At 37.1% G+C, this 21,813-nt stretch carries 23 protein-coding genes, 1 pseudogene, 2 riboswitches and 1 other annotated feature; of the genes and pseudogenes, 14 read left to right on the plus strand and 10 right to left on the minus strand.

All coding sequences use genetic code 11. The features are described 5' to 3' along the window. Positions 1-15: 15 nt before the first annotated feature. The 4 genes from ES896_RS14905 to ES896_RS14920 all read right to left on the minus strand — a co-directional run bounded on the left by ES896_RS14905 (position 16) and on the right by ES896_RS14920 (position 4,689). Positions 16-501 (minus strand): YbaK/EbsC family protein, encoded by a 486-nt coding sequence (locus ES896_RS14905; RefSeq protein ID WP_052320940.1) that lies wholly within the window; start codon positions 499-501, stop codon positions 16-18. Beyond that, a complete protein-coding gene (locus ES896_RS14910; RefSeq protein ID WP_135226961.1) occupies positions 483-1,592 on the minus strand; it encodes a helix-turn-helix domain-containing protein in 1,110 nt (369 codons plus the stop codon). The genes ES896_RS14905 and ES896_RS14910 overlap by 19 nt, the downstream gene beginning before the upstream one ends. Next, positions 1,593-3,254, minus strand: coding sequence for a 2-isopropylmalate synthase (locus ES896_RS14915; RefSeq protein WP_135226962.1), 1,662 nt, complete (start codon positions 3,252-3,254; stop codon positions 1,593-1,595). It lies immediately after the preceding gene. Between the two features lie 55 nt (positions 3,255-3,309). Beyond that, positions 3,310-3,574: a binding site (T-box leader), on the minus strand. A 347-nt stretch (positions 3,575-3,921) separates the two neighbouring features. Next, complete coding sequence (locus tag ES896_RS14920; protein ID WP_225310541.1) at positions 3,922-4,689, minus strand: helix-turn-helix domain-containing protein; 768 nt, start codon at positions 4,687-4,689, stop codon at positions 3,922-3,924. Between the two features lie 101 nt (positions 4,690-4,790). Here ES896_RS14920 and ES896_RS20475 point away from each other — a divergent pair. From ES896_RS20475 to ES896_RS14935, 4 genes and pseudogenes are all read left to right on the plus strand, one after another. After that, positions 4,791-5,063, plus strand: a pseudogene (locus ES896_RS20475) (GMP synthase (glutamine-hydrolyzing)); the annotation flags it as partial. Positions 5,064-5,298: 235 nt separating this feature from the next. Further along, complete coding sequence (locus ES896_RS14925) at positions 5,299-6,315, plus strand: SIR2 family protein (RefSeq protein ID WP_205687773.1); 1,017 nt, start codon at positions 5,299-5,301, stop codon at positions 6,313-6,315. After that, on the plus strand, positions 6,302-8,185 hold the full coding sequence (locus ES896_RS14930) for an ATP-binding protein (RefSeq protein ID WP_135226963.1): 1,884 nt from the start codon (positions 6,302-6,304) through the stop codon (positions 8,183-8,185). The genes ES896_RS14925 and ES896_RS14930 overlap by 14 nt, the downstream gene beginning before the upstream one ends. A 285-nt stretch (positions 8,186-8,470) precedes the next feature. Continuing rightward, positions 8,471-9,061: a DUF6037 family protein gene (locus tag ES896_RS14935; RefSeq protein ID WP_135226964.1), complete on the plus strand. Its 591-nt coding sequence runs from the start codon at positions 8,471-8,473 to the stop codon at positions 9,059-9,061. A gap of 563 nt (positions 9,062-9,624) precedes the next feature. Here ES896_RS14935 and ES896_RS14940 read toward each other — a convergent pair. The 4 genes from ES896_RS14940 to ES896_RS14955 all read right to left on the minus strand — a co-directional run bounded on the left by ES896_RS14940 (position 9,625) and on the right by ES896_RS14955 (position 11,934). After that, positions 9,625-10,380: a CPBP family intramembrane glutamic endopeptidase gene (locus ES896_RS14940; protein WP_052321114.1), complete on the minus strand. Its 756-nt coding sequence runs from the start codon at positions 10,378-10,380 to the stop codon at positions 9,625-9,627. Between the two features lie 94 nt (positions 10,381-10,474). Beyond that, positions 10,475-10,885: a hypothetical protein gene (locus ES896_RS14945; protein WP_008344327.1), complete on the minus strand. Its 411-nt coding sequence runs from the start codon at positions 10,883-10,885 to the stop codon at positions 10,475-10,477. Between the two features lie 5 nt (positions 10,886-10,890). Further along, positions 10,891-11,343 (minus strand): LytTR family DNA-binding domain-containing protein, encoded by a 453-nt coding sequence (locus ES896_RS14950; RefSeq protein ID WP_035391468.1) that lies wholly within the window; start codon positions 11,341-11,343, stop codon positions 10,891-10,893. A gap of 15 nt (positions 11,344-11,358) precedes the next feature. Beyond that, positions 11,359-11,934, minus strand: a complete 576-nt coding sequence (locus tag ES896_RS14955) for a GNAT family N-acetyltransferase (RefSeq protein WP_135226965.1) — start codon at positions 11,932-11,934, stop codon at positions 11,359-11,361. A 134-nt stretch (positions 11,935-12,068) separates the two neighbouring features. On the opposite strand from ES896_RS14955, the gene ES896_RS14960 reads away from it, so the two are divergent. Then, positions 12,069-12,638 (plus strand): hypothetical protein, encoded by a 570-nt coding sequence (locus ES896_RS14960; protein WP_052320602.1) that lies wholly within the window; start codon positions 12,069-12,071, stop codon positions 12,636-12,638. A 44-nt stretch (positions 12,639-12,682) separates the two neighbouring features. Here the strand turns inward: ES896_RS14960 and ES896_RS20325 are convergent, their stop codons facing one another. After that, a complete protein-coding gene (locus ES896_RS20325; RefSeq protein ID WP_025206852.1) occupies positions 12,683-12,856 on the minus strand; it encodes a hypothetical protein in 174 nt (57 codons plus the stop codon). 179 nt (positions 12,857-13,035) lie between these two features. Between ES896_RS20325 and ES896_RS14970 the strand changes: the two genes are divergently transcribed. Both ES896_RS14970 and ES896_RS14975 read left to right on the plus strand, forming a co-directional pair. Beyond that, the gene (locus ES896_RS14970) at positions 13,036-13,581 is read left to right on the plus strand and encodes a sigma-70 family RNA polymerase sigma factor (RefSeq protein WP_025206853.1); all 546 of its coding nucleotides are present in this window, start codon (positions 13,036-13,038) and stop codon (positions 13,579-13,581) included. Beyond that, positions 13,550-14,980 carry a DUF4179 domain-containing protein gene (locus tag ES896_RS14975; protein ID WP_025206854.1) on the plus strand — a complete coding sequence of 477 codons (1,431 nt, stop codon included), beginning with the start codon at positions 13,550-13,552 and terminating at the stop codon, positions 14,978-14,980. Before ES896_RS14970 ends, ES896_RS14975 begins: the two co-directional genes overlap by 32 nt. Before the next feature lie 18 nt (positions 14,981-14,998). On the opposite strand, the gene ES896_RS14980 is transcribed toward ES896_RS14975, so the two are convergent. Continuing rightward, positions 14,999-16,186: an MFS transporter gene (locus ES896_RS14980; RefSeq protein WP_135226966.1), complete on the minus strand. Its 1,188-nt coding sequence runs from the start codon at positions 16,184-16,186 to the stop codon at positions 14,999-15,001. Positions 16,187-16,286: 100 nt separating this feature from the next. Here ES896_RS14980 and ES896_RS14985 point away from each other — a divergent pair, with 100 nt between their 5' ends. The 7 genes from ES896_RS14985 (at position 16,287) to ES896_RS15010 (ending at position 21,494) form a co-directional block, all read left to right on the plus strand. Next, positions 16,287-17,165 carry a LysR family transcriptional regulator gene (locus tag ES896_RS14985; RefSeq protein WP_017366744.1) on the plus strand — a complete coding sequence of 293 codons (879 nt, stop codon included), beginning with the start codon at positions 16,287-16,289 and terminating at the stop codon, positions 17,163-17,165. Between the two features lie 126 nt (positions 17,166-17,291). Then, positions 17,292-17,393, plus strand: a riboswitch (purine riboswitch). 145 nt (positions 17,394-17,538) lie between these two features. Further along, entirely contained in the window at positions 17,539-18,864 is a 1,326-nt protein-coding gene (locus tag ES896_RS14990; protein ID WP_035703624.1) for an NCS2 family permease, read from the plus strand. 206 nt (positions 18,865-19,070) lie between these two features. Continuing rightward, positions 19,071-19,232, plus strand: a complete 162-nt coding sequence (locus ES896_RS20175; protein ID WP_008344307.1) for a hypothetical protein — start codon at positions 19,071-19,073, stop codon at positions 19,230-19,232. A gap of 18 nt (positions 19,233-19,250) precedes the next feature. After that, on the plus strand, positions 19,251-19,433 hold the full coding sequence (locus tag ES896_RS14995) for a YezD family protein (RefSeq protein WP_008344304.1): 183 nt from the start codon (positions 19,251-19,253) through the stop codon (positions 19,431-19,433). 217 nt (positions 19,434-19,650) lie between these two features. Next, a complete protein-coding gene (locus tag ES896_RS15000; protein WP_017366745.1) occupies positions 19,651-20,448 on the plus strand; it encodes a hypothetical protein in 798 nt (265 codons plus the stop codon). 294 nt (positions 20,449-20,742) lie between these two features. Then, positions 20,743-21,297, plus strand: a complete 555-nt coding sequence (locus ES896_RS15005) for a DUF2179 domain-containing protein (RefSeq protein ID WP_008344300.1) — start codon at positions 20,743-20,745, stop codon at positions 21,295-21,297. Continuing rightward, positions 21,294-21,494, plus strand: coding sequence for an NETI motif-containing protein (locus ES896_RS15010; protein ID WP_017366746.1), 201 nt, complete (start codon positions 21,294-21,296; stop codon positions 21,492-21,494). Before ES896_RS15005 ends, ES896_RS15010 begins: the two co-directional genes overlap by 4 nt. Before the next feature lie 79 nt (positions 21,495-21,573). Continuing rightward, a riboswitch (purine riboswitch) is annotated at positions 21,574-21,675 on the plus strand. Positions 21,676-21,813 lie beyond the last annotated feature (138 nt).

Genomic DNA, 21,813 nt, shown 5'->3' on the forward strand with positions numbered 1-21,813 from the left:
CTTTTTCCTTCCGTTTTATTGTGTGAATTCATCATTCCATCCCTTACACACATCAATCCATTGTGTATAACCGGAGTGTTTTTCTAGTTGTTTGATTGTTAGTTCAATAGCACTGTTACTGCTCCCGCAGGCTGGATAGACTGTCTCAAAACGTTTGAGTGACATATCTAAATAAACAGAAACGCCATTCTTTATAGCAAAAGGACATACTCCGCCAATTTCATGACCGACCAAGTCAACGACCTCATGAGGAGGCAGCATTTTCGCTTTTGTTTTAAAATATTCTTTGAATTTTTTGTTATCAACTTTTGCATCACCAGAGGTCACAACTAAAATAGCTTGTCCATTTACTAGAAAGGAGAGTGTTTTTGCGATTCTTTCAGGTTCGCAGCCCAATGCAGAAGCAGCCAAGTCTACGGTTGCACTAGATACTGAAAATTCCTGAATTCGAGTATCCATTTCATATTGTTTAAAATAATCTTTTACTTGCTTGATTGACATGATGATTTCTCCTTTTTATTCGTATTGATTTGACATGATCTATTATTTAAACGATATTGATGTGGTGTTAGATGATACTTTTTCTTAAATAAACGAATGAAATGCTCTACATTTTGATAACCAACGGCTCCCGAAATATGATCCACTTGTAAATTACTACCGGTTAGCATTTCGCAGGCTTTTTCCAATCTTATTTCTTGTCGAATCTCACGAAATGATTTGCCGAGTTTACGAGCTATATATTTAGACAGGTAAGATTGTGAAAGGTTAAATTTCTCTGCCATCTTCTGGAGTGTTATATGCTCACAACATTGCTGAATATATTGAAGCATTTGAATCATACGTATATCACTATATGGTTTGACCTGAATGAAGTTCATATGACTTGGCTTGAATCTTAATAAGAGACATAATAATATCTCAAACAAATTATTCATAATCAACTGGTAACTAGGAAATCGATTGTGATTTTCTGTGAAAAGTTGAAGAGAGCAGTCTAGCAAGTTTTTATCCAAGTGACTATGGAAAATAAGAATATGTTTATTTTCTTTTATATACAATGCATTCAAAAAGAACTCTGAAATGACATGATTTCCTTTTAACATTTTAAAAAACACTTTTTGAAAAGTACTTTTGCGGATCATGATTTGGATTGCGATTGTATTCTCCATTACAAGTGGCTTGTGTATTGTGTCAGGTGGAATAAAGGCAATATCTCCTGATTTTAAAACGATTTTTTTATCTTCCACTTCTACATACATCTCATTTTCTAGAACATAAATCATCTCAAAGAAATCATGGATAGCCGACAATTGAGGCATAAAACGGCTATACTTTCTCACTTCGATATCTTTCTCCTGACCTAACCACATAGTATCCTCTTTTTCAAATTCGTTTTGGCCTCTTAGCAAAAATTCTTCTATATATATTTGCTTTTGCATGAAATTGTTTTGATCATAATCCTTCAAAAATAATTGCAATGATTGATTGTCATGCTTTTTCTGTTGGTATTGTTGATAAAAGATTTCTTGTTCGTTGTACTCTCTTAAATATTGCATCGCTTCATGTTTTTCAAGTGTATCTGTTTCCATCTACATCCAAACCTCTAGTTTATTTACTGCAACCACCAGGGCCTTTACTGTTGCTTCTATAATATCTTTATCGATTCCAGCACCCCAATGCATTTTTCCTTGATATGAAATACCAATCTGTGCACAGGCTTTTGCTTGAGAATCGTTGCCCAAAGAATTCTGTTCATAGACTTCCAAATCATACTCGAGATGAAAATGTGCTTTTAACGCGTTACTGATTGCATCTAAACTTCCAGTGCCAGTTCCTTGTATGTCAATTTGTTGATGATCTCTCAGCAAAGTTAAGGTGACTTCTTGCTTCTCTCCTTTATGAAATTGATAATCGATCAGCTGGAAATGAGGGTGAAAATCAACATACTGCTCTTTAAAAACATGATATATTTCTTCGACAGACAATTCCCTATTTGTCTGATCAGATACTTTCTTCGCTGCATATCCCATGGCTTCATTCATTTGATAAGGAAGTTGAATGCCATAATTTGTTTCTAATATATAGCCTATGCCGCCTTTTCCAGACTGGCTATTGATTCGAATCACATCCGTTTGATAATTCCTCCCCAAGTCAACTGGATCTACTGGGATATACGGAACGTCCCATTTATCAACATGATGTTCCTTTCTATATTTCATACCTTTAGATATCGCATCTTGATGTGACCCTGAGAATGCGGTGAAAACCATCTCACCAGAATATGGCTGTCTCTCATGAACAGTGATTTTTGTTAGTTTTTCATATTTTTTACGAATCGCTTCTAGGTTATTGAAATTCAATTGTGGATCATAACCTTGTGAGTACATATTCATTGCCAAGGTAATCAAGTCTACGTTCCCTGTACGTTCACCGATACCAAATAATGTCCCTTCGACTCTTTCTGCGCCAGCTAGCACACCAAATTCTGCATCACTCACCCCAGACCCGCGGTCATTATGAGGGTGAACAGATAATGTCACACTGTCTCGGTAAGACAGATTTTTGTGTATATACTCAATCTGACTTGCAAAGATATGAGGCATTGAATATTCAACTGTTGTCGGAATATTGATGATCGCTTTGTGATGTGGTGTCGGTTTCCAAATATCTAAAACACTATTACAAATATCTAACGCGTAATCCACTTCTGTTCCTGGAAAGCTTTCAGGACTATATTGAAAATAAATATCACTTTCTGTTTTTTCGGCCAGTTCTTTTACTAAAATAGCGCCATCAATGGCAATTTGTTTAATTTCATCTTTTGTTTTCTTAAATACTTGTCTGCGCTGCGCTTCTGAAGTCGAATTATATAAATGAACAATCGCTTTCGGTACCCCCTTAATGGCTTCGAAGGTTCGGCGGATAATATGCTCTCTCGCTTGCGTGATCACCATAATCGTGACATCGTCTGGAATCATATGACGATCAATCAGTGTCCGTAATAGCTTAAACTCCGTATCATTAGCAGCTGGAAATGCGATTTCAATTTCTTTAAAACCGATCTCTACTAGTAACTGAAACATGTCCAATTTTTCTTCTAAGTTCATAGGAATAGGTAATGCTTGATTTCCATCCCGTAAGTCCACACTGCACCATATCGGAGCACGTTCTAATGTTTCTTTCTTCACCCAATCATAAGTAAGGTTCGGTGGCAGAAAGTATTTCTTTTCGTATTTTTTGTGGTTAAACATCATCGATTCCTCCTGTAAATGGAAATAAAAAAAGCCTATCATCTCCAAGATTGAACTTGGAGACGAAAGACTTCTTCTTACGCGGTACCACCCCTGTTTCATGATAACTTTACATTATCATGCCCTTATTCGGATACAGATTGTTATATCTTATATCCTTCCCGTATAACGGTGGGGTGCCGACCTTAACTACATCAATCCTTTTCATTTCACTAAGGCTACTCTAAGGTGAGTTCCCTGCCTTTATGTTATTGCTTCTCATCAACCAGCAACTTTCTGACAACATTTCGGCAAGTAATATTCCTTATCATCGCATTCTCATTTTTCTGATTTTTTCTATTATATCAAGATGACAAAAAAGTGATAGTGGTAGGGATATCTTTTTTAATTGATTTTTTTTGTCCTGTGGGTGTCTGATCTTTATTTTACTTCTGTTTTAAAGTGGTATCCTCTTCCTTAAATAAAAATCCAAGGCCACAAATAAAGGTGAGTGAATTCAAAGCGAACAATAAAATCACACCAATTTTTTTCATGGCAATTAACCTCCTCTTCACTTCAGCCTGTTAGCCTTCAAAATTTAAATTCACTGGTTCATCCTCTAAATGATCCACAGTATTTTGTTCTGTCACTGGCACACTTTCATCTACCGTTTTAAAACTAAGTTCGTCTATCCAAATGTGACTGTGCCTTGTAGCAATATGCCAAACGCAATGACTTCACTTTTTACTACACTAAAATGATTCCATCCATTTGTTCCTGTAATGGTTCGGTTCATCATATTGTCTAACGCAAGAATTTTACCTGAAGAATGGCCGATTCTTATCCATAAACCAGCTGAGCTTTTCACATCATCGCTTTTAACAAAAGCCGAAAATTGAAGCCGTTCTCCTTGATAACGATCAGACTTAATTTGCTGCATCAATGTTGCGAAACCTCCAGTTTTTTCATCTTTTGATTTCAAATAAGCGGAGTTAGTCCCACTGTGTACAATTCTGTCAACCAAACCTGTTTCATAATCAGTTGGTGTTTCTCCCGTCATAATCCAGCCAGTAGGTGTGTTCTTATTTGCAACCATATTCGTTACCTCCTTATCAATGACATTCCTTAGTAATCTCCGATAACGTGCGGATGACATGTCATATATCTTCTTAAAGGCTCTAGTGAAGGATTCCTGTGAACTAAATCGAAACTGCAACGCGATTTCAATCGCCCGTTGGTCATTATGAATTAAATCCTTCGCCGCTTGGGTTATTCGACGTTCCCGTATATAATCCACAACTGACTTCTCAATCACTTTCTTGAAAATACGGTGAAAATGAAATCTAGAATAACTAGCGTGTTTCGCTAGAGTTTGAAGATGTAAATCCTCTTTCAGGTGCTGTTCAATATAATTTAATGTGTCTTGAATCGTTTTCTCATGTTCTTGATAGGACAATCGAGCACCTACTTGCCTTACGAGTTTAGTATAGCGGAAATGCTTTTTAGGAAACTTCACTTTTTGTGCTATGTTGCGATTGTAGAATGTATCTTTTAGTCCTAGGTATCCGTGTACTGGTTGAAATTTCTGTAGAAAAGTTAGAAATCGTCCGGGAATTGGATGCAATTCTACGTAAAGGAATTTCCTTAGATTCGGTCTTGGATGACGCAAGAACATACTAACTACACAATTGGCCTCCGCGCTGTATGACGAGTGACTGGGCAAGAGTATCCTTGAAGAAGTGCTTGAGAGATACCAAATTCGTATCGTCAAGGAAGCATGATAACCGCGGGGTATATGATATAACGAGTAAGACCTGCGCGATAGAGTAGAAGTAAGATGGTAACTTAAATGATATTTAATGGAGATTTGTGAGTTTAAAGGTGATTTTCCAAATATAAATTTGTTATCTATGAATTTCCAACCAAATTTCAATATTATGTGAAGATCATCTGTGTAAGTTTTGTAATTTTTATCATAAAAATATTCTGCAACGTAAGTTCATTTTTTGTGAAGTGTTGTATAATTGTAGTAATCTGGTAATCAGTAGTCGAGTAGGAGGGCAATATGGTTGACGAACGGATGAGTAATAACAATGATGAATTAGTAAAAACACTTAGAAAAATGGCTATTACAAAGCAGTTAAATTTTTTAATTGGTTCAGGTAACTCCTTACCTGCTATACCTTTAATGGGAATGATTGATGAGAAAGATTATGAAAAAAGAAATGAAAAATTAAAACAAAAAGTTAAAGCAGTAAGTAAAGATTTATTAAATAATGTTGAAGAATGTAGCGAAATATCTATTACATTGAATAATTATATAAATTTTCTTTCAACCATAATAGATATACTTAACATGTCAAATTCAAGGCAAACTTCTCGTACAGCAAATCTTTTTACGACAAACTATGATTTATTCATTGAGAAAGCTTTTGACAAAGTACTAAAAAATTATAGATTTGTGGTTAATGATGGTGCTAGTGGTTACTTTGAAAGAGAACTTGATGGCTCTAATTATAATCGAACTGTATCGTATAAGGGATTAAACGATAATTATACAAATGAAATACCATCACTTACACTAATAAAACCTCATGGTTCTATGAATTGGGAAATAAATAATGATTCAGTGTATATTAGAAATAGTGTTGTTGATAATCCACTTATTGTAAAACCCACAGGTTATGAAGAACAAGAGACGTTTTATAATAATCATTTTCATGAGATGCTTAGGGTTTTTCAGTTAGAGCTAGATAAGCCACAAGCAGTTTTATTTGTAATTGGATTTTCTTTTCAAGATAAGCATATTGCAAAGATGGTTAAAAGAGCTATTCAAAACCCAGAATTAATGGTGTATGTTTTTGGGTTCAGTGATAATGATAGAGCAACCTTTTTATCAAATTTAGGATGGCAGGGTGAACGAAGTAATTTTACTATTTTAACTCCTGAAAATTTCTGTGATGAATATAAAACAAAAAACATAATTAATGATGAAGAGATCTGGCACAGTTTTAACTTAATAAATTTAACTGATCTATTTTCTGGTATAAGGTTGGAGGACTTAAAAGATGGAAAGTCCTAAGAAAAAATTAGGAGTAATTACTTCTGTTGATAGTGATGTATCACAAGTTGGAATGTACAGCATGTCAAATGACGCAGAATTCATTTGGTATGGTGAAATATTGGCAGGACCAAAAATTGGAGCTTATCTTACTATTAATCAAAATGAGATTAAAATAATAGTAACTGTTTCAAATGAGAAAGTAATTGATCAACAAAACTCAATAAAAAGTACTGAATTTGATAACAGATATTCTAAAAATTCAATAAATAGAATTGTTTCTGTGAAAACTAAAGGAGTCATTGAAGATGGGAAATTTCAAGTAACAAGTCAATACGTACCCATGATTGGTAATGAGGTCTCTCTCACTAGTATAGAAGAGTTGAAAATTATTTATGGAATTGAAAATAATGAATCAACAATTAAAATTGGAAAATCAATTTTAGAAAATCAACCAATTCAATTATCAATTAATAAGTTTTTTGCTTCTCACATAGGTATATTTGGGAACACAGGAAGTGGAAAGTCTAATAGTTTGCATAAATTATATTTGGAGCTGTTTAGATCGAAATTTTATAATCAAATGATAAATAAATCTCAATTCTTTGTAATTGATTTTAATGGAGAATATTCATCATCAAAAATTGATGGAGCTACTCAAAAAGGGGTTTTTGGTGTTGATGAAGAAGACAAAGAAATCTTTGAAATTAATACTCGGAATCTGTGCGAAGGGAGAAAATTACCAGTTAAAAAGAAGTACCTTTTTGATGCAGACATTCTATCAATCCTTTTTGATGCAAGACCGGCTACACAAGTACCTTTTCTAAGAAGTTCGATAACCAGATTTAATGAAGTTTCTCATGAGACCAATTTTTGTTTTGGTGTATATGCAACAGGAACTCTTAAGAAGATATTAACATCTGGCAAGTCTGCTAATCAGGATAGTTTGCAAGACTGGATAGACACAGCAAAAAACTATTTGCAAGACTCCTCGCTGTTTTCAGAATTAGACCAAATTGTACAATATAATACTGGGGATTATAGTATTCCCTCATTAAAAATCTGGTTCAATAGTGGTTCCGAAGAGGGAATTTCGCAAGATTCTCTTAATAGATCAAAAATTCATGCAATATCTGAAAGTCTTACTATGTGTTTTAGGCGTATGGAAATTACACCACTAAACCAATTGAAAATATTTTTAGAATTTCAGCGGGTCCATCGAACTGCTTGGGGTAAAGTAAATCGTGAACATTTAAATCCGTTGTTTAGCCGAATCAATTCATCTTTTCAGAGTCTTGAGAAAGTTATTGAAGTAAAAGATGAGGCTATCGACGATTATAAAATGATAAATATTATTTCACTTGTCCATGCAAATCAAGAAATCACTCGTTTAATCCCTATGCTATTATCTAAAATGATATATGATGAGCAAAAAAAAATAGTTTCGGGAAACAGTGTTAATCAAACTAAACACTTAATTATTGATGAAGCTCATAACATTTTAAATTCTGAGTATAAGAATAATGGAGATGACTGGCAAGATTATAGATTAACTATTTTTGAAGAAATTATTAAAGAAGGGAGAAAGTTTGGTTTTTACTTAACTTTATCCAGTCAGAGGCCCGCAGATATTTCACCCACGATTCTTTCACAAACACATAATTATTTGATTCATCGTTTAGTGAATGAGAAAGATTTAAGAATGCTTGAGAACACTATGCCTACACTTGATAAAAGTTCGTATCAGATGATTCCTAGTCTAGGACAAGGTGAAGCGATTATAACAGGTAATGCTATGCAAGTTCCTGTATTCGTAAAAGTTGATAAAGAGAAATCACTCCGGCCAGCTAGTGATGATATCAAGCTTACTAATTTGTGGATTGAAACGTAAAATAGTATAAAGTTGTAGTAAAGATGAAATATAGCAGATAAAAGAATATACTAAAAATTTATCTACAGAGTATAATTTAATTTTAGACATTATAATTCAATTTATGCCCTATGTGACAAAAAATATAAAATTGTGGTGCTTTGGCCAAGTCAATTCCTTCAATATAAGGAATTGGCTTTTTCGGTTTTTGGTGCTCAGTCCAAATATATGCAAATGAAACCTTTCAAGGAATTAAAACGTAAAAATATAAACGTAATGATTTTAATAAAATAGGAGGTAGACTGTTTGGAATTAAATAACTTGAAATTACTTTATAAGGATATGAAAATTAAAAATATTGATCGATCTAAATTTGAATTCTTTTTTAAGGGAGTACTATTCAAATGCCTTTTTCTTGTTGATAAATCCCCATTTAAATTAATATTAGCAGCTAGAGGAAAGAATTTTTATTTAGAATTTGAAGTTAAACATGGTTTTAAAGTTAACTCTTACATAGAAAAAGATAAGTATTATCGATTATGTGAGATATTAGGTTTAAAGAGAGATGATAATAATAAATTTAGCACTAATGCTTTTCTAAATCATATTAATGACAGAGTTCCTCATAATATATCAGAAAATGATCGTCTTGTTCCCGCAGATATTGCTCCCTATCGAAAAATTGCTGAAGAAGAAAATAAAATTTATTTTTTAAAATGGATTCCTCATGATGGTATTAAATCTAACGCCAAACCTGAAAATTTAGAGAAAACAAGATTGTTAATTGGAGAAGAAGCTTATCGAACGTGTAAAGAAAGGAACATAAGTAGTGGCTGGACAGACAATCCTAAGTACGCAGGTAAATCAATGAGAGACTTCCCTAAAAATAAATCGTAAATTAAAAAAAGGCGATGATACTACGCCTTTTTTAATGATTTTTAACTTAGATGCAAAATAAAATATAAACATCTAGTTTGAGTTAAACTAAGGTTTTGACGAGAATAGATCAATTACAGAGATAATGTGTTATTTGAAATCGAGTGCTTTGGAATAAGTTTATCACATAAAGCAAAATCTAACCCTGAGATTAATATATTTCAGACTATTTTTATCTCTCCATAGTAGCTTTTTTGTTCTTTTAACCTTATAGAGTTCCTTGAAACACTTGCGACTATTCAGATTTTTTCCAACGTATCTCTACCTATATCATCTAAATTAGATGTGAATTAAGTGGTTTATTTATGGCCTGTTTAACTCATAAAGAATAGATAAAAGCGATACATAGGAAAAGGCGTTATATATCATTTCTGTCACTAGTTTCAAGTAACATCTAATAATTTATTCTATTATATTTACTAATAATCAAATACAGAATTACTAGAAGGTCATCATATCTATTATATAAATCTTTGAGTGAAATAATTTTGTGAAAGTAAGCCGTATCAATTCTTTTCTCCTGCTTACTGCATTCGATCATTGTAGAAAATAAATTTATTGACGATGGTTCGCATTTTTAATCTTCTCCACAACACCACCGCAAGAACAAGCAAAATGACACATTGAACCGAAAGTAAAAGCATTTGCATTCCGACAGGCGTTTGCCCATTTGTCATTTGATCCACGATATTATGAACGGCATGCCATAAGATCACCCATTGCAGGCTGTTTGTGAGTGCCACGATTTCAGCTGCAACGAATCCAAATAAAAAGGCGAATAAGATTTGTGCCACTGTTAATGTGATGCTTTTTCCGCTTAGTAGATTCGCAGCATGACCAAGGCCGAATAGTACGGCGGAGCCCCATATGGCAGTGCGCAAGTTGATTTGTTTTAAATATTGAAACAGAATGCCTCGAAAGATTCCTTCTTCAAAAAGACCGACACACACCATGAAGAAACAAAGTGCTAGAAAGGAAGAAAGGGTTAGATCCTTATTTAATCCAGCAATAAACGGAATGGCCTCGATGATCAGGATCGGAAATATCCACATACCGAGAGAGCCTTTTCGAAAACCTATTTCTTTCAAGTGAAAACGACTTTTTTGAATAATGAATAGAAGTAAAAGACACCCAGCTAGCATGGCGCAGCCATTGATGAGATAGATGGTCATCGGGTCGGTGACTTCTTTGATGGATAAATAGACACCTGCACTTGTTGGGATGATTAAAGAAAAGAGCAGTAGAAGTACTGATTTTCGAATGATTGTGATTGGTTTCATTGTTGATTCCCCCTCTAATGTCAGAGTAGTGGAATCATGCAGAAGTCACAATGAAATCTTCCTAACATGTCAATATTTAGCCCTAAGATGCATATTAAGATGTTGTTCGTTTCTTTCGCTGCTGTAAAAGATCGTTGATTTCCTCAGCGGTTGCTTGATCTTTTTTATACAATAGGTACTTGATCACAAAGAATAAAGCCATGACCACAAGGAAATTCACGATAAACGAAAGGGGGCTGATTTGACCGCTCACAATAATGATGGTGGTCATAATCATACACATCACAAGGACGATATATAGAATTTGTTGAAAAAGAATCCGTTGATGGCTGTACGTTTGTTTTGGGTATAGCAAGAAGGTCAGGGCGCTTGAAAAAAAGGAATTGAACATGATGGCTTGTAAAATATAGATGGGCATCGTTCCAAACGTGAAACAGTAAATCAATACGAGTGCAGTAAAGATTATACAAAATGTGATCAAAAGATTTGTGATATAACGTTTCATCCTGTTCACTTCCTTCGTAACCCAAGTTTCTCTTTTAATGATTGGATATAAAAACGTGAAATCATCACCTTTTCCTCATTTGTAAGCTTTGCTTCAAAACGACCGCTTGTTTTAGGAGAAATAGCGGCAATAGAATCTATATTTAGAATCATCGATTTTGAAATCCTGACATAATCGTGCGCTTCAAGCTGTTTTTCAAGTTCAAATAACTTTTCCTTTAAGAGAAACACTCCATCTGACGTATACAAGAACGATCTTTTATCAACGCTTTCTATATATAAAATGTCGTGATAATAGACCTTTTTCACTCTTTCTTTCGTGGGTTCTTGTGCTAAGAAATAGGGAGCTGACTGCTCCACTTGCTGGACAAGTTTTTCAATCGCTGGATTGAGTTCATAAATGTGAAAAGAAACATACTCTGGTTGCGGCTTTTGGATGAAATGAATATCCGTTTTCATTTGTTTCTCCTCTGTTTAATAGGATTTTTCGTAATCTCTCTTCAAAATCGAATACATATACACATCATCGAATCCCTTCTGACCTAATTCATACTCTCTTAATAAACCCTCTTGTACAAAATGTATCTTCTCCAATAATTGAACAGAGGACGTATTAGCTGGATCAATGATCGCTTCAATCCGATTCAAGTTCATCTCCTGAAATCCATACCACAACACCGCAGTAATCGCTTCATTCATGATGCCTTTTCTCCAATGATCATGGTGTAATTCATAGCCAATTTCCGTACGGCGGTGCTGTTTTTCTAGATTGAGAAAGCCGCAGCTGCCGATGATGGTAGGGTTATCTTTTAAAGAAATTCCCCAGCGGATGCCTGTTTGTTTTTTGTAGATATTGTCATACCACTTGATTTCTCCTTTTGTGTCTTCGATGGTTTCATGTGCATCAATGCCCATATAGCGGCACACGGTTTCATTGGATAAGTAGAAGTGCATATCCTCGGCATCTGCGATCGTTGCTTGTTTTAAGATCAGTCTTTCGGTCTGTATCGTTGGAAATGATTGTGGAAATATCAGTTTATGTCTAGTCATATGTATCTCCTATAGTTTATTTTATTTAAATTATACCTGTATTGGCACAATTTGTGGACTGCTCTGATATAATATGAATTTATCATTGGGGTAATCATGTACATTCGAATTTTACAAAAAAGAGGATAAAAAAAATGGGCATTTTTCTGATCATGATTTGTATCATGATGATCACCGTATCTTTAATGATTTATTTATTTAAAAAAGGTGCCATTCGTTCTAAGGTGTTAGTGATAATAGGTTCTGTTTTAGGTGGAGCCATACTAGTTGTCTGGATAGCAATGTTTTTTAATTTTCACTCTATCACTTTAACAGATGAATCGATAGGTCATTTTAAGATCGGTCAAACATTTAAGGGAGATCATCAGTTTGTTGAGAATTCTCAATTCTCTCATCAAAAACAGACGGTCTACATGGAAAAAGAAAATGAAGATTTTGTCGTATCAGTTGATCAGCATCATCGAGTAACATCTATTTACAATCAGTCAAAACAGAAAAATCTTCAAACATCTAAGGGAGTTAAAATAGGAGAAGATTATTCATCTGTGATACAAACATATGGAGAGCAATTCAAGAAGCTCTGGTTTGTCGAAGGGTATAGCAAAGGTATACAATACCAAGATCAATCAAATGGCATCATTTTGGAGTTCTTTTTCAATGACGAGACACTAGCACTCATTGAACTTCGCAGTAAGCGGGAGTGAAATAGTAGAAAGTAAAAACGAGCATTCTATTGAAGTGCTCGTCTTTATGTTGTTTTTTCATAACATGCCTTACAATAAAAAACCCCTTCACTCCTCAGCCAAGCCTTTACCTCTGTCATTCCTTTTCTCTTTGGATAGACCAGCTTGACGTACACTTCTTCGTTTCCTTCTATTTTTTTCTGACAGCTAGCACACGTGGGTTCTTCGAATCGAAACAATCGACATATTCCTTTTTGTAGATATTTCTTCAATTATATCAAATATCCAACTTGTTCTTTCGACTCCATTCTTCACTTTCTCTATTTTTATCCGACATATGCTAAGTAAAAGAAATTTCCGAGGGTTGAAACCGTTTGAGAGAAACCTTGCTCTAACAGGTGTAGGAGGTGTGGATGAGATGAAGCAAGTGCGTCTAATTAAAAAAGCACAAAAAGGGAATGTCCCGGCATTTGAGACATTAATGCTGATGTATCAAGAGCGTTTATATAAAACGGCTTTTCTCTACACAAGAAATAAAGAGGATTCGTTAGATGCTGTTCAAGAGACGGTCATTAAAGCGTTTAAGCATCTATCTGGATTAAAAGAACCGGCTTATTTTTCTAGCTGGCTGACGAGAATTTTGATTCATACAATTTTTGCGATGAAGAAAAAACAGCAAGATGTTGTTCCGTTTGAACAGCATCATGAGAGCGTTGAGCGGCATGATTTTTTGGAAGACAAGCTGGATTTAAAAAATGCACTAGATGTATTAGATGAGCAATATCAGCTCGTGATTCAGCTATTTTATTTTCAAGATTATTCGATTTCAATGATTTCTGAACAGATGGGTGTGCCCGAAGGAACGGTCAAAACTCATTTGTATCGAGCAAGAAAGTTATTAAAGCAAACATTGGAGAAGGAGGAGAGTGTCGATGGAACGAAAAGAAATGAAAAAGCTCTATGATGAGATTGATGTACCAAAGGTTGAATTGACCTCTGCGGTTCGCCAAGCAATGGGAGATGTGAAAGCGGAAAAGAAAAGACGTTGGTTCACATGGAATTGGAGAACGCCAATATATTCTGCCATCGTACTAATCGTTCTTTATTTTTCATCCGGCTTCCTTTTTCCTTCTCTTAATACAGCGATGGCTCGAGTGCCGTTTGTTGGACAGTTATATATGATGTTTCACGATAAAGTAGGAATGTCTCTTTTTCAGAGTGAGTTGGTGAAGCATGTCAATGAGGGGGCTGAATCAAGAGGGGTTACTGTGAAAGTGAACAGTGTGTATTATGATGCAGGGCGGCTTGTTTATACGTTTACTGTGGAGAATTTGAATACAAAGGAAGATGTTGTCCCTTTCATAGTCAACTTAGATCCAGTAAATCAAGCTTCCCAATCGAGTTCCTACAATCATGAATTGAAAAAATTAAAAGATGGCCATTATGTTGGGCAGGTGACAGTCTATACAAATGGTCAAACGATCAAACAAGGTCAACAAGTGCCACTTGTCATTTCTAAAATTGGGGATATTGTAGGGAATTGGCGCTTCAAGGTACCAGCGGTCAAGCAAAAAACCACTGTATTAGCTGGACAAAAAGACGTGTCTATTTTAAATGGACGTTATCACTTAAGAAATATAAAGGTAGAAAATGGAGTGAAAAGCTCTGTTATTCAATATACCATTGATTACAATGGTTTTGCTAAAGACGATATAATTAGTATAGAAAGAATGAAGGATAATCTAGGGAATGATTATCAGCTCGAAATTGGAACAGTTTTAGGAGAAAAACAACTGACTTCTGACAAAACTAGAAAAAATCATTTGACCATTTTAGATCAGTCGATTGATCCAGAGGCAACTGAATTAACATTTTACACGGGTGTGACAGACGAACAAGAAGAAAGCAAAATCATTCCTCTTCAGACAAAGCTGCCTGTTCAGTTCAAAACAAAGCATCATGGAATAGGGATCAAAATCAATAAAATAGAGCAAAAGGGGCATTCTGTGACAGTTTATTATCAATTTACTGGACTAGATCAGAAAGAATTAGATGAGGATGTTATGGAGAATATCGGTGAATGGATAGGATTAGGTGATGTTAAAAAATTGAAATCGTGGTCAGATCCTGAAGCAAATGATGAAAACGGATATTACTTGGAGAGAAACGATGCGAAGGTGACCAATTTCAAGATAGCCTCTATGCAATCCACCTTTGAATTTGATGTGAAGAAGTTAGACACATTTTCTTTTAAGGATTATGGACTTTACCTTGATTTGTCAGATCTGAACCGATTGGCACCACAGAAAGATATACCTGTAACCATTCCAGTCAAAAAAGAAACATCAAAAGCTAATCGATAAATCAGAAAGCGAACATGATTACACATGTTCGCTTTTTATCTGTTGATGCGCCAGTCGATTGCGATTGAACGAGTACCGAATCAACATCAATGCAACAAAACTGGCTAGCCCGCCGATCCAACTTAAATTCGTTACATTTGTATATTGAATAATCAGACCACCCATTGACGAGCCGAGCATCATGCCGATATTCATAATCGCTGTATTAAAGCTCAGCACGGTTTCAGATGTTTCGGGTTTTAGGGAGATGAGATAAAATTGCTTCGCTGGTGTTGTTGTCCATGTGGCGGTGCCCCAAATGGCGAGCGTGATGAAGACGCCAACTACCGAAAATTGTGTAAAGGATAATGCAAAGAGCATGAGCATCTGAACCGTGATGCTGATTGAAATGGTTCGGTTTGGTCCCCATTGATCGACAGCGTATCCACCAAAGCGTGAGCCAATAAAAGCAGAGATGCCTAAGACAAGCAAGGCAATGCTTGTCAGTTCAAGCGTAAATCCGGATGTTTGACGCAATAATGGCGAAATGTAGGCAAATACCATTGTGTAACCTAAAATCCAAAAGGCTGTCGTGGCTAAGCCGCTTAACACCCTGCGGTCTTGAAGAATTTGCATTTGCTGCTTAAATGGCACATGGGAATGTCCCTCCATAGGCGGTAATAATCGATACAGAAGAAACAAGAGACAAGCGGTTCCTATTGCAATGATGAGAAAAATGGCATGCCAATCTACATATCCTGCTAAAAATGTTCCAATCGGTACACCGAGTACTAGTGAAACTGTAAATCCAGTGATCACCGTGGCCATCGCACTCCCCTTTTTTTCTGGCGGGGCGAGCTGCGCTGCATAATTTGTTGCGAGTACAATATATAAGCCGCCACTCATGGCCATGATGACCCGTGAGAGCATGAGCAGCATAAAGTGATGGCTAAAAAAGGCAAGCACATTCCCTGCTATAAACATGGAAATCGCCGATAAAAGAACCTTTTTTCGATTCAATTTCGATGTGGCCATGACTAAAAAGAGGGCACCCACGGCATAAAAAAGAGAATAGATGGTGATGAGCTGACCAGCAACAGGGATGGAGATGTGCAGATCGTCAGAAATGATGTCCAGTATGCCTGATACGACGAATTCTGAAGTACCTGTGACGAAAGAACCGACGGCTAAAAGAAATATAAGCAATGGATAAGATGTACTTTTCATTTTGAACCCTTCCTTTATGTTGAAACGTTGTATTCATTTTAAATTCCGTGCTAACATAAGTAAAATTGATGTTTTTCATGAAAGGGATGAGTGAATACTCATGAGCTTTGTTCGATTCGAGACGATGGCTAAGGTGGTCGAGCTAGGCAGTTTTACAGCTGCAGCTGAAGCATTAAATATGACACAGTCTGCCGTGAGTCATGCGGTGGCAAGTTTAGAGACGGAGTGGGGTGTGTCTTTATTCGTGCGTGACCGAAAAAAGGGCATTACGCTGACAGACACCGGTGAAACCCTTCTTCCGCATATAAGAGAAGTGCTAAATCGAGTAGAGAAAATTCAGCAGGAAATTGCGCTCACCAAAAATATTGAATCTGGCTTGATTCGGATTGGAACATTTGCCAGTGCATCCGCTTGTTTATTGCCAAAACTGCTTGTGAGCTATCAGAAAAAGCATCCAAAGATTGAATTTAAATTCTATGAGGGGACATATGAAGAAATATTGGAGTGGCTCGATTCTGGCATTATTGATGTTGGGTTTGTTGTAAAAGGTAAAGCGGATGAATCGTTTGATCTATTGCCACTTATGAAAGATAAAATGGTGGTCGCCTATCACGAAAATCATCGTTTTGAGCAGCAGCCAATTGTAGACATGGAAGAATTAGCAGATGAACCATTTATTATGCCAACTGGCATGTATCAATCCCATGTAGAGGATATTTTTTCAGAGGCGCAAATCAAGCCGTCTATTTTATTTGAAGTGCATGATTGTACGACCATTGCCCGCATGGTTGGGGAAGGACTTGGTGTGACGATAGGTCCTGAGTTATTCCTGAAAACGCAGCAACTTGTGCAGATCAGTCACCTGAATGTATCGCATCATCGTGAGGTGGCGCTTGCCTGTCCATCGCTCACGCAAGCTTCTCCTGCTGTGAAGGCATTTTTCGATGTAGCAGAAACGGTTTTTGCCAGAATTCAGTGATGGGTGTATAAAGAACTAGATGTGATTTTCCAAATTCGTGTAATAAGACGAATGAAGCGGACATTTCTTTGAAAAATGTTCGCATTTTGTATTGTGTTTTAAAAATGAAGTTGGTACAATAGACACAGAAATCAAATAGATAGAAGTCGTATAATGGCGGGGATATGGCCCGCAAGTTTCTACCAAGCTACCGTAAATGGCTTGACTACGTCAATTCACACTCGTTTGATATAAATCATGCATTGTTCTTGTTTGATGTCACGGTCTGAATTCACATTGTAGTCAAGCGTCCCAAAAACTGTTGGGGCGTTTTTTATTTGACTTGTGAATGGGACAGACTAAAGCAAAAGGACATGAAGGGAGTCAGTTGGCTTTGAAACAGTTTTTTCAGTTTGATGAGTTAGGTACGAATTATCGCAGAGAGATCATCGGCGGTTTAACGACATTTTTGTCGATGGCTTACATCTTGTTTGTCAATCCGATCACACTTGCTTTAGTAGCAGTACCGGATTTTCCAGATAAATTACGAATTGATCAGGGGGCTGTCTTTACAGCTACAGCGTTAGCTTCTGCGGCAGGTTGTTTCCTGATGGGATTGATCGCCAGGTACCCGATCGCAATTGCACCAGGTATGGGACTGAATGCGTTCTTCGCTTTCTCAGTTGTTCTTGGTATGGGAATCTCATGGCAGGCAGCACTTTCCGGTGTGTTTGTTTCAGGATTGATTTTCGTTGCTCTTTCTTTAACAGGTTTCCGTGAAAAAATCATCAATGCTATTCCGAGTGAGCTGAAGCTGGCTGTTGGTGCAGGGATTGGTTTGTTCATTACATTTGTAGGGCTTCAAGGCTCCGGTATTATTGCAAATAACGATAATACGCTCGTTTCGATTGGAAACATTCATAGTGGTCCTGTCCTGTTGACGGTATTTGGAATCGTTGTGACTGTCATTTTAATGGTTCTTCGAGTGAATGCAGGTGTCTTCATTGGGATGCTTGTGACAGCTATTGCTGGGATGATCCTTGGTCTTGTGCCAGTTCCATCTCAAATTGTAGATAGCATTCCAAGCTTGTCTCCAACTTTTGGTCAAGCCTTGATTCACTTGCCAGACATCTTCTCCATTCAAATGCTTGTGGTTATTTTAACGTTCCTATTCGTTGGGTTCTTTGATACAGCTGGTACACTTGTGGCTGTGGCAACGCAGGCTGGTTTAATGAAAAATAATGAGCTGCCGCGTGCAGGAAAAGCGCTTCTGGCGGATTCTTCTTCTATCGTCGTCGGTTCTGTTCTTGGTACATCAACGACGACGTCTTATGTTGAATCTAGTTCAGGTGTTGCTGCGGGTGCCCGCTCTGGTTTTGCAGCTGTCGTGACAGGTATTTTCTTCTTACTTGCGATGTTCTTCTCGCCGCTTTTATCTGTCGTGACACCGAATGTAACGGCACCTGCTTTAATCATTGTCGGTGCACTGATGGTAGCACCTCTTGCGAAGATCGCATGGGATCGTTTTGAAATTGCGGTACCGGCTTTCTTAACCATGATTATGATGCCACTGACATATAGTATTGCGACAGGGATTGCAATTGGTTTCATTTTCTACCCGATCACCATGATCTTTAAAGGAAAAGCAAAAGAAGTGCATCCAATTATGTACGGCCTGTTTGTCATCTTTATTCTATATTTTGCTTTCTTAAATCATTAATCGTTTGTCTGAAACAGCAGCTCATGGAGGCTGCTGTTTTTTGTAGGGAAATTTTAAAAACATAGTTGACTTATAGGAATTATGTGTTTATGATAAAAAGACATAATTCGCTGATTGGATCACCAAAGGCGCTTTGATTTCCTTTTTTCTATAGAAGGGTTCAGAGTGCCTTTTTTCTTGCATTCATCATAACGGGAGGGGATGACTTGTCACGCTGGCTTAGGCAGGTGATTGAGCGGAAAAAGCAGGTATTGATTGAGCAGCTCCTTTTATGGGGGCATGAAGAAAAACATGAAGCGCTCATGCATTATACGATTCATGAGCTGGAAAATGAGGTTCTCTATTTAAAAGAGCGCAAGCAAAATTAGTGGGATGGGGGATGAGCGATGGATGAACAAAAGCTGAATTTTATTTTATCTGCCTTAAAAGGGATTGAATACGGGTCGGTGGTGATCACCATTCATAATGGACAAATTACACAAGTCGATACGACAGAAAAGACTCGTTTCCCAGCACACCAGGAGAATCTTCGGATTCAGAAAGCAAAGCAGGGGCGCTATCGTTCATGAAAAGTGATGAAAGATGATGAAAAGCTGATCCACTCATCAGCTTTTTTGTTTTGTCTTATTTTCTCTCCATTTAAAACCTCTTCATTCTTTTATCCGTCTATTCGTATGAACGTCAAGGAATCTTGACTGAATAGAGAGACTCCGCTACTTTAATAGGAGTCATCCGGACAGGTCACCTGAGCCTGTGCGGATTGTCTGAGATAGGAGTTGATATGGGATGTTAGAGAAAGATCAAGAGCAGGTCACATCCGAAACAAAAAACGAAAACGAAGAGCCATCAATAGATCAAGAAACGAGGCAGTCCCGCCTCAGCCGCAGTGCTGCAAAACGAGGAAGAACGGCTAAGCCAGCTGATGAAGAGGGTTCAGCCATTCAGCGCATCGCAAGAGGTGTAGGCGGTGCGTTTAAGCGCTATGGCTCATATGGGCTCGCGATGTTAAAATCACCGAGTCGTGCGATCCATCAAGCGGACACTTTACGCATGAAGTACGCCTGGATTTCAATTGTGTTATTCAGTGTGTTTTTTGCTTTAGGCAACTACGTTCAATTAAAGGCGTCAAAGACCCGTTTATTAGGTTTTGGTATTCATTATTCTTTTGGTGACGCCTTTTTAAAGGTAGCGGTCTTTACACTCATTTTGTTGACACTGATGATGCTGACGGTTTGGGTGCTCGGTAAGTACATGCTGAAAGGGAACATATCGCTGAAAGAAGTGATCATGAAGTTCGGTGCCGTGCTTGTGCCGGTTTTGGTTTTATCTATCCTTTGGCTTGTATTTGCCATGCTGAATATTCCATTTGTAACGGTGATTTTATCCGTGATGATGTTTTTTGGTCTTCAGCTGATTGCCATTGTGCTCTTCCGCTCCATTCAATCAGATCAAGAAGCTGTGCGGGGAGACTTGATGTATGCCGGCTGGGTCTTTTTGTTGATTGAGCTCGTCATCATTGCCCTTTTATGGGGCATTGTCGGAGAGTATTTGATCCCATCACTTGTTCCAGTTCGGTTTGGATAAGCGTGTACTCGGTCTTTTTAAAATTCAAAGGTTTTCTATCACGCTGAAAAGAAGACAAAGGGTTAAAATAAAGTATATTTTAGCCCTTTATCAACCATCTAAAGCCTCCTTTTGAAAAAGGAGGTTTTTCATGTTGAGAAGAGGAAAAAACGGGTAAACTCTTGGTAACAAAGACCACCCCTTGTTGTCGAAAGATATATGTGTTTTTCTCGCGCAAATTTGATTGTATCAAGGTTTGTTCTCTAGTAGAATATGGGGTGCTTTATTTGATTTTTAGTGCAGGGGGTTCGAATCGTGCTTCAACAACTTTTATCCAATGCGTTCACCATGGTTTTGATTATTTTAGTGATTAACATTGTCTATGTCTCTTTTTCCACTATGCGTTTAATTTTAACAATGAAAGGCAGAAGGTATGCAGCCGCTTTTGCTGGTACTGTCGAGATGCTGATTTATGTCATTGGTTTGAGTATCGTATTAGATAACTTAGATCAAGTACAAAATGTCATTGCGTATGCGCTAGGTTATGGGATTGGAATCATTGTCGGGATGAAAATTGAAGAGAAGCTGGCACTTGGCTACATTACTGTGAACGTGATTACAAAAGAAATCGATCTAGATCTCCCAAAACAATTGAGAGAAAAAGGATATGGCGTCACCAACTGGGTAGTAGGAGGTCTTGAAGGAGACCGGTCAGCGATGCAAATTTTAACACCGAGAAAATATGAACTGCAATTATATGAAACGATTAAAACGCTTGATTCAAAGGCGTTTATCATTTCGTATGAGCCCAAAACGATTCATGGCGGCTTCTGGGTGAAGGCTGTGAAGAAAAGGAGAATTAAAGAATGACCGCAAAACCAAAGAAAAAGAAATTCTACGTGGAAGACAACATGACGATTGATCAAGTGTTGTCCCAGATGGCGGACGAAGGCTACTCACCTGTCCGACGAATGGAGGAGCCCATCTTTCAGGAAAAGAAGGAAAATGGGTCGATTCAGATCATTCCGATTGGGAAAAAAATCGTATTTGAGGGAAAAATACTCTAAATCCGAACATTAAAACGACGACTTCATAGATTGTTCGATAAATCCGTTGACATCATGAACATCCGTTGTTAAGATAAACATGAAATCAAAACACGAGCCTCATATAATCTTGGGAATATGGCCCATAAGTTTCTACCCAGTTACCGTAAATGACTGGACTATGCAGGATAGTGAACAAAACTGACATGGCGTTTTAAAAGCGAACAGCGCTTACCATGGCCCGGTTTGTGTTGCTTCCTAACAATGCAATACAAACCGGGCCTTTTTGTTCGGCGTTTGACAAGCTGCTTAGGTTTGGGAAGCGTGTCAAACGATACAA

It is taken from the genome of Bacillus sp. 005/A4HT-01/001 (assembly GCF_004634445.1).
GTDB classification, from domain to species: domain Bacteria; phylum Bacillota; class Bacilli; order Bacillales; family Bacillaceae; genus Bacillus; species Bacillus altitudinis.

Excerpts from the sequence above, each read along its gene's own strand:
- ES896_RS14905 (WP_052320940.1), bottom strand. The coding sequence starts at position 501 with ATGTCAATCAAGCAAGTAAAAGATTATTTTAAACAATATGAAATGGAT.
- ES896_RS14910 (WP_135226961.1), bottom strand. The coding sequence starts at position 1,592 with ATGGAAACAGATACACTTGAAAAACATGAAGCGATGCAATATTTAAGA.
- ES896_RS14915 (WP_135226962.1), bottom strand. The coding sequence starts at position 3,254 with ATGTTTAACCACAAAAAATACGAAAAGAAATACTTTCTGCCACCGAAC.
- ES896_RS14925 (WP_205687773.1), top strand. The coding sequence starts at position 5,299 with ATGGTTGACGAACGGATGAGTAATAACAATGATGAATTAGTAAAAACA.
- ES896_RS14930 (WP_135226963.1), top strand. The coding sequence starts at position 6,302 with ATGGAAAGTCCTAAGAAAAAATTAGGAGTAATTACTTCTGTTGATAGT.
- ES896_RS14940 (WP_052321114.1), bottom strand. The coding sequence starts at position 10,380 with ATGAAACCAATCACAATCATTCGAAAATCAGTACTTCTACTGCTCTTT.
- ES896_RS14945 (WP_008344327.1), bottom strand. The coding sequence starts at position 10,885 with ATGAAACGTTATATCACAAATCTTTTGATCACATTTTGTATAATCTTT.
- ES896_RS14950 (WP_035391468.1), bottom strand. The coding sequence starts at position 11,343 with ATGAAAACGGATATTCATTTCATCCAAAAGCCGCAACCAGAGTATGTT.
- ES896_RS14955 (WP_135226965.1), bottom strand. The coding sequence starts at position 11,934 with ATGACTAGACATAAACTGATATTTCCACAATCATTTCCAACGATACAG.
- ES896_RS14960 (WP_052320602.1), top strand. The coding sequence starts at position 12,069 with ATGGGCATTTTTCTGATCATGATTTGTATCATGATGATCACCGTATCT.
- ES896_RS14970 (WP_025206853.1), top strand. The coding sequence starts at position 13,036 with ATGAAGCAAGTGCGTCTAATTAAAAAAGCACAAAAAGGGAATGTCCCG.
- ES896_RS14975 (WP_025206854.1), top strand. The coding sequence starts at position 13,550 with ATGGAACGAAAAGAAATGAAAAAGCTCTATGATGAGATTGATGTACCA.
- ES896_RS14980 (WP_135226966.1), bottom strand. The coding sequence starts at position 16,186 with ATGAAAAGTACATCTTATCCATTGCTTATATTTCTTTTAGCCGTCGGT.
- ES896_RS14985 (WP_017366744.1), top strand. The coding sequence starts at position 16,287 with ATGAGCTTTGTTCGATTCGAGACGATGGCTAAGGTGGTCGAGCTAGGC.
- ES896_RS14995 (WP_008344304.1), top strand. The coding sequence starts at position 19,251 with ATGGATGAACAAAAGCTGAATTTTATTTTATCTGCCTTAAAAGGGATT.
- ES896_RS15000 (WP_017366745.1), top strand. The coding sequence starts at position 19,651 with ATGTTAGAGAAAGATCAAGAGCAGGTCACATCCGAAACAAAAAACGAA.
- ES896_RS15010 (WP_017366746.1), top strand. The coding sequence starts at position 21,294 with ATGACCGCAAAACCAAAGAAAAAGAAATTCTACGTGGAAGACAACATG.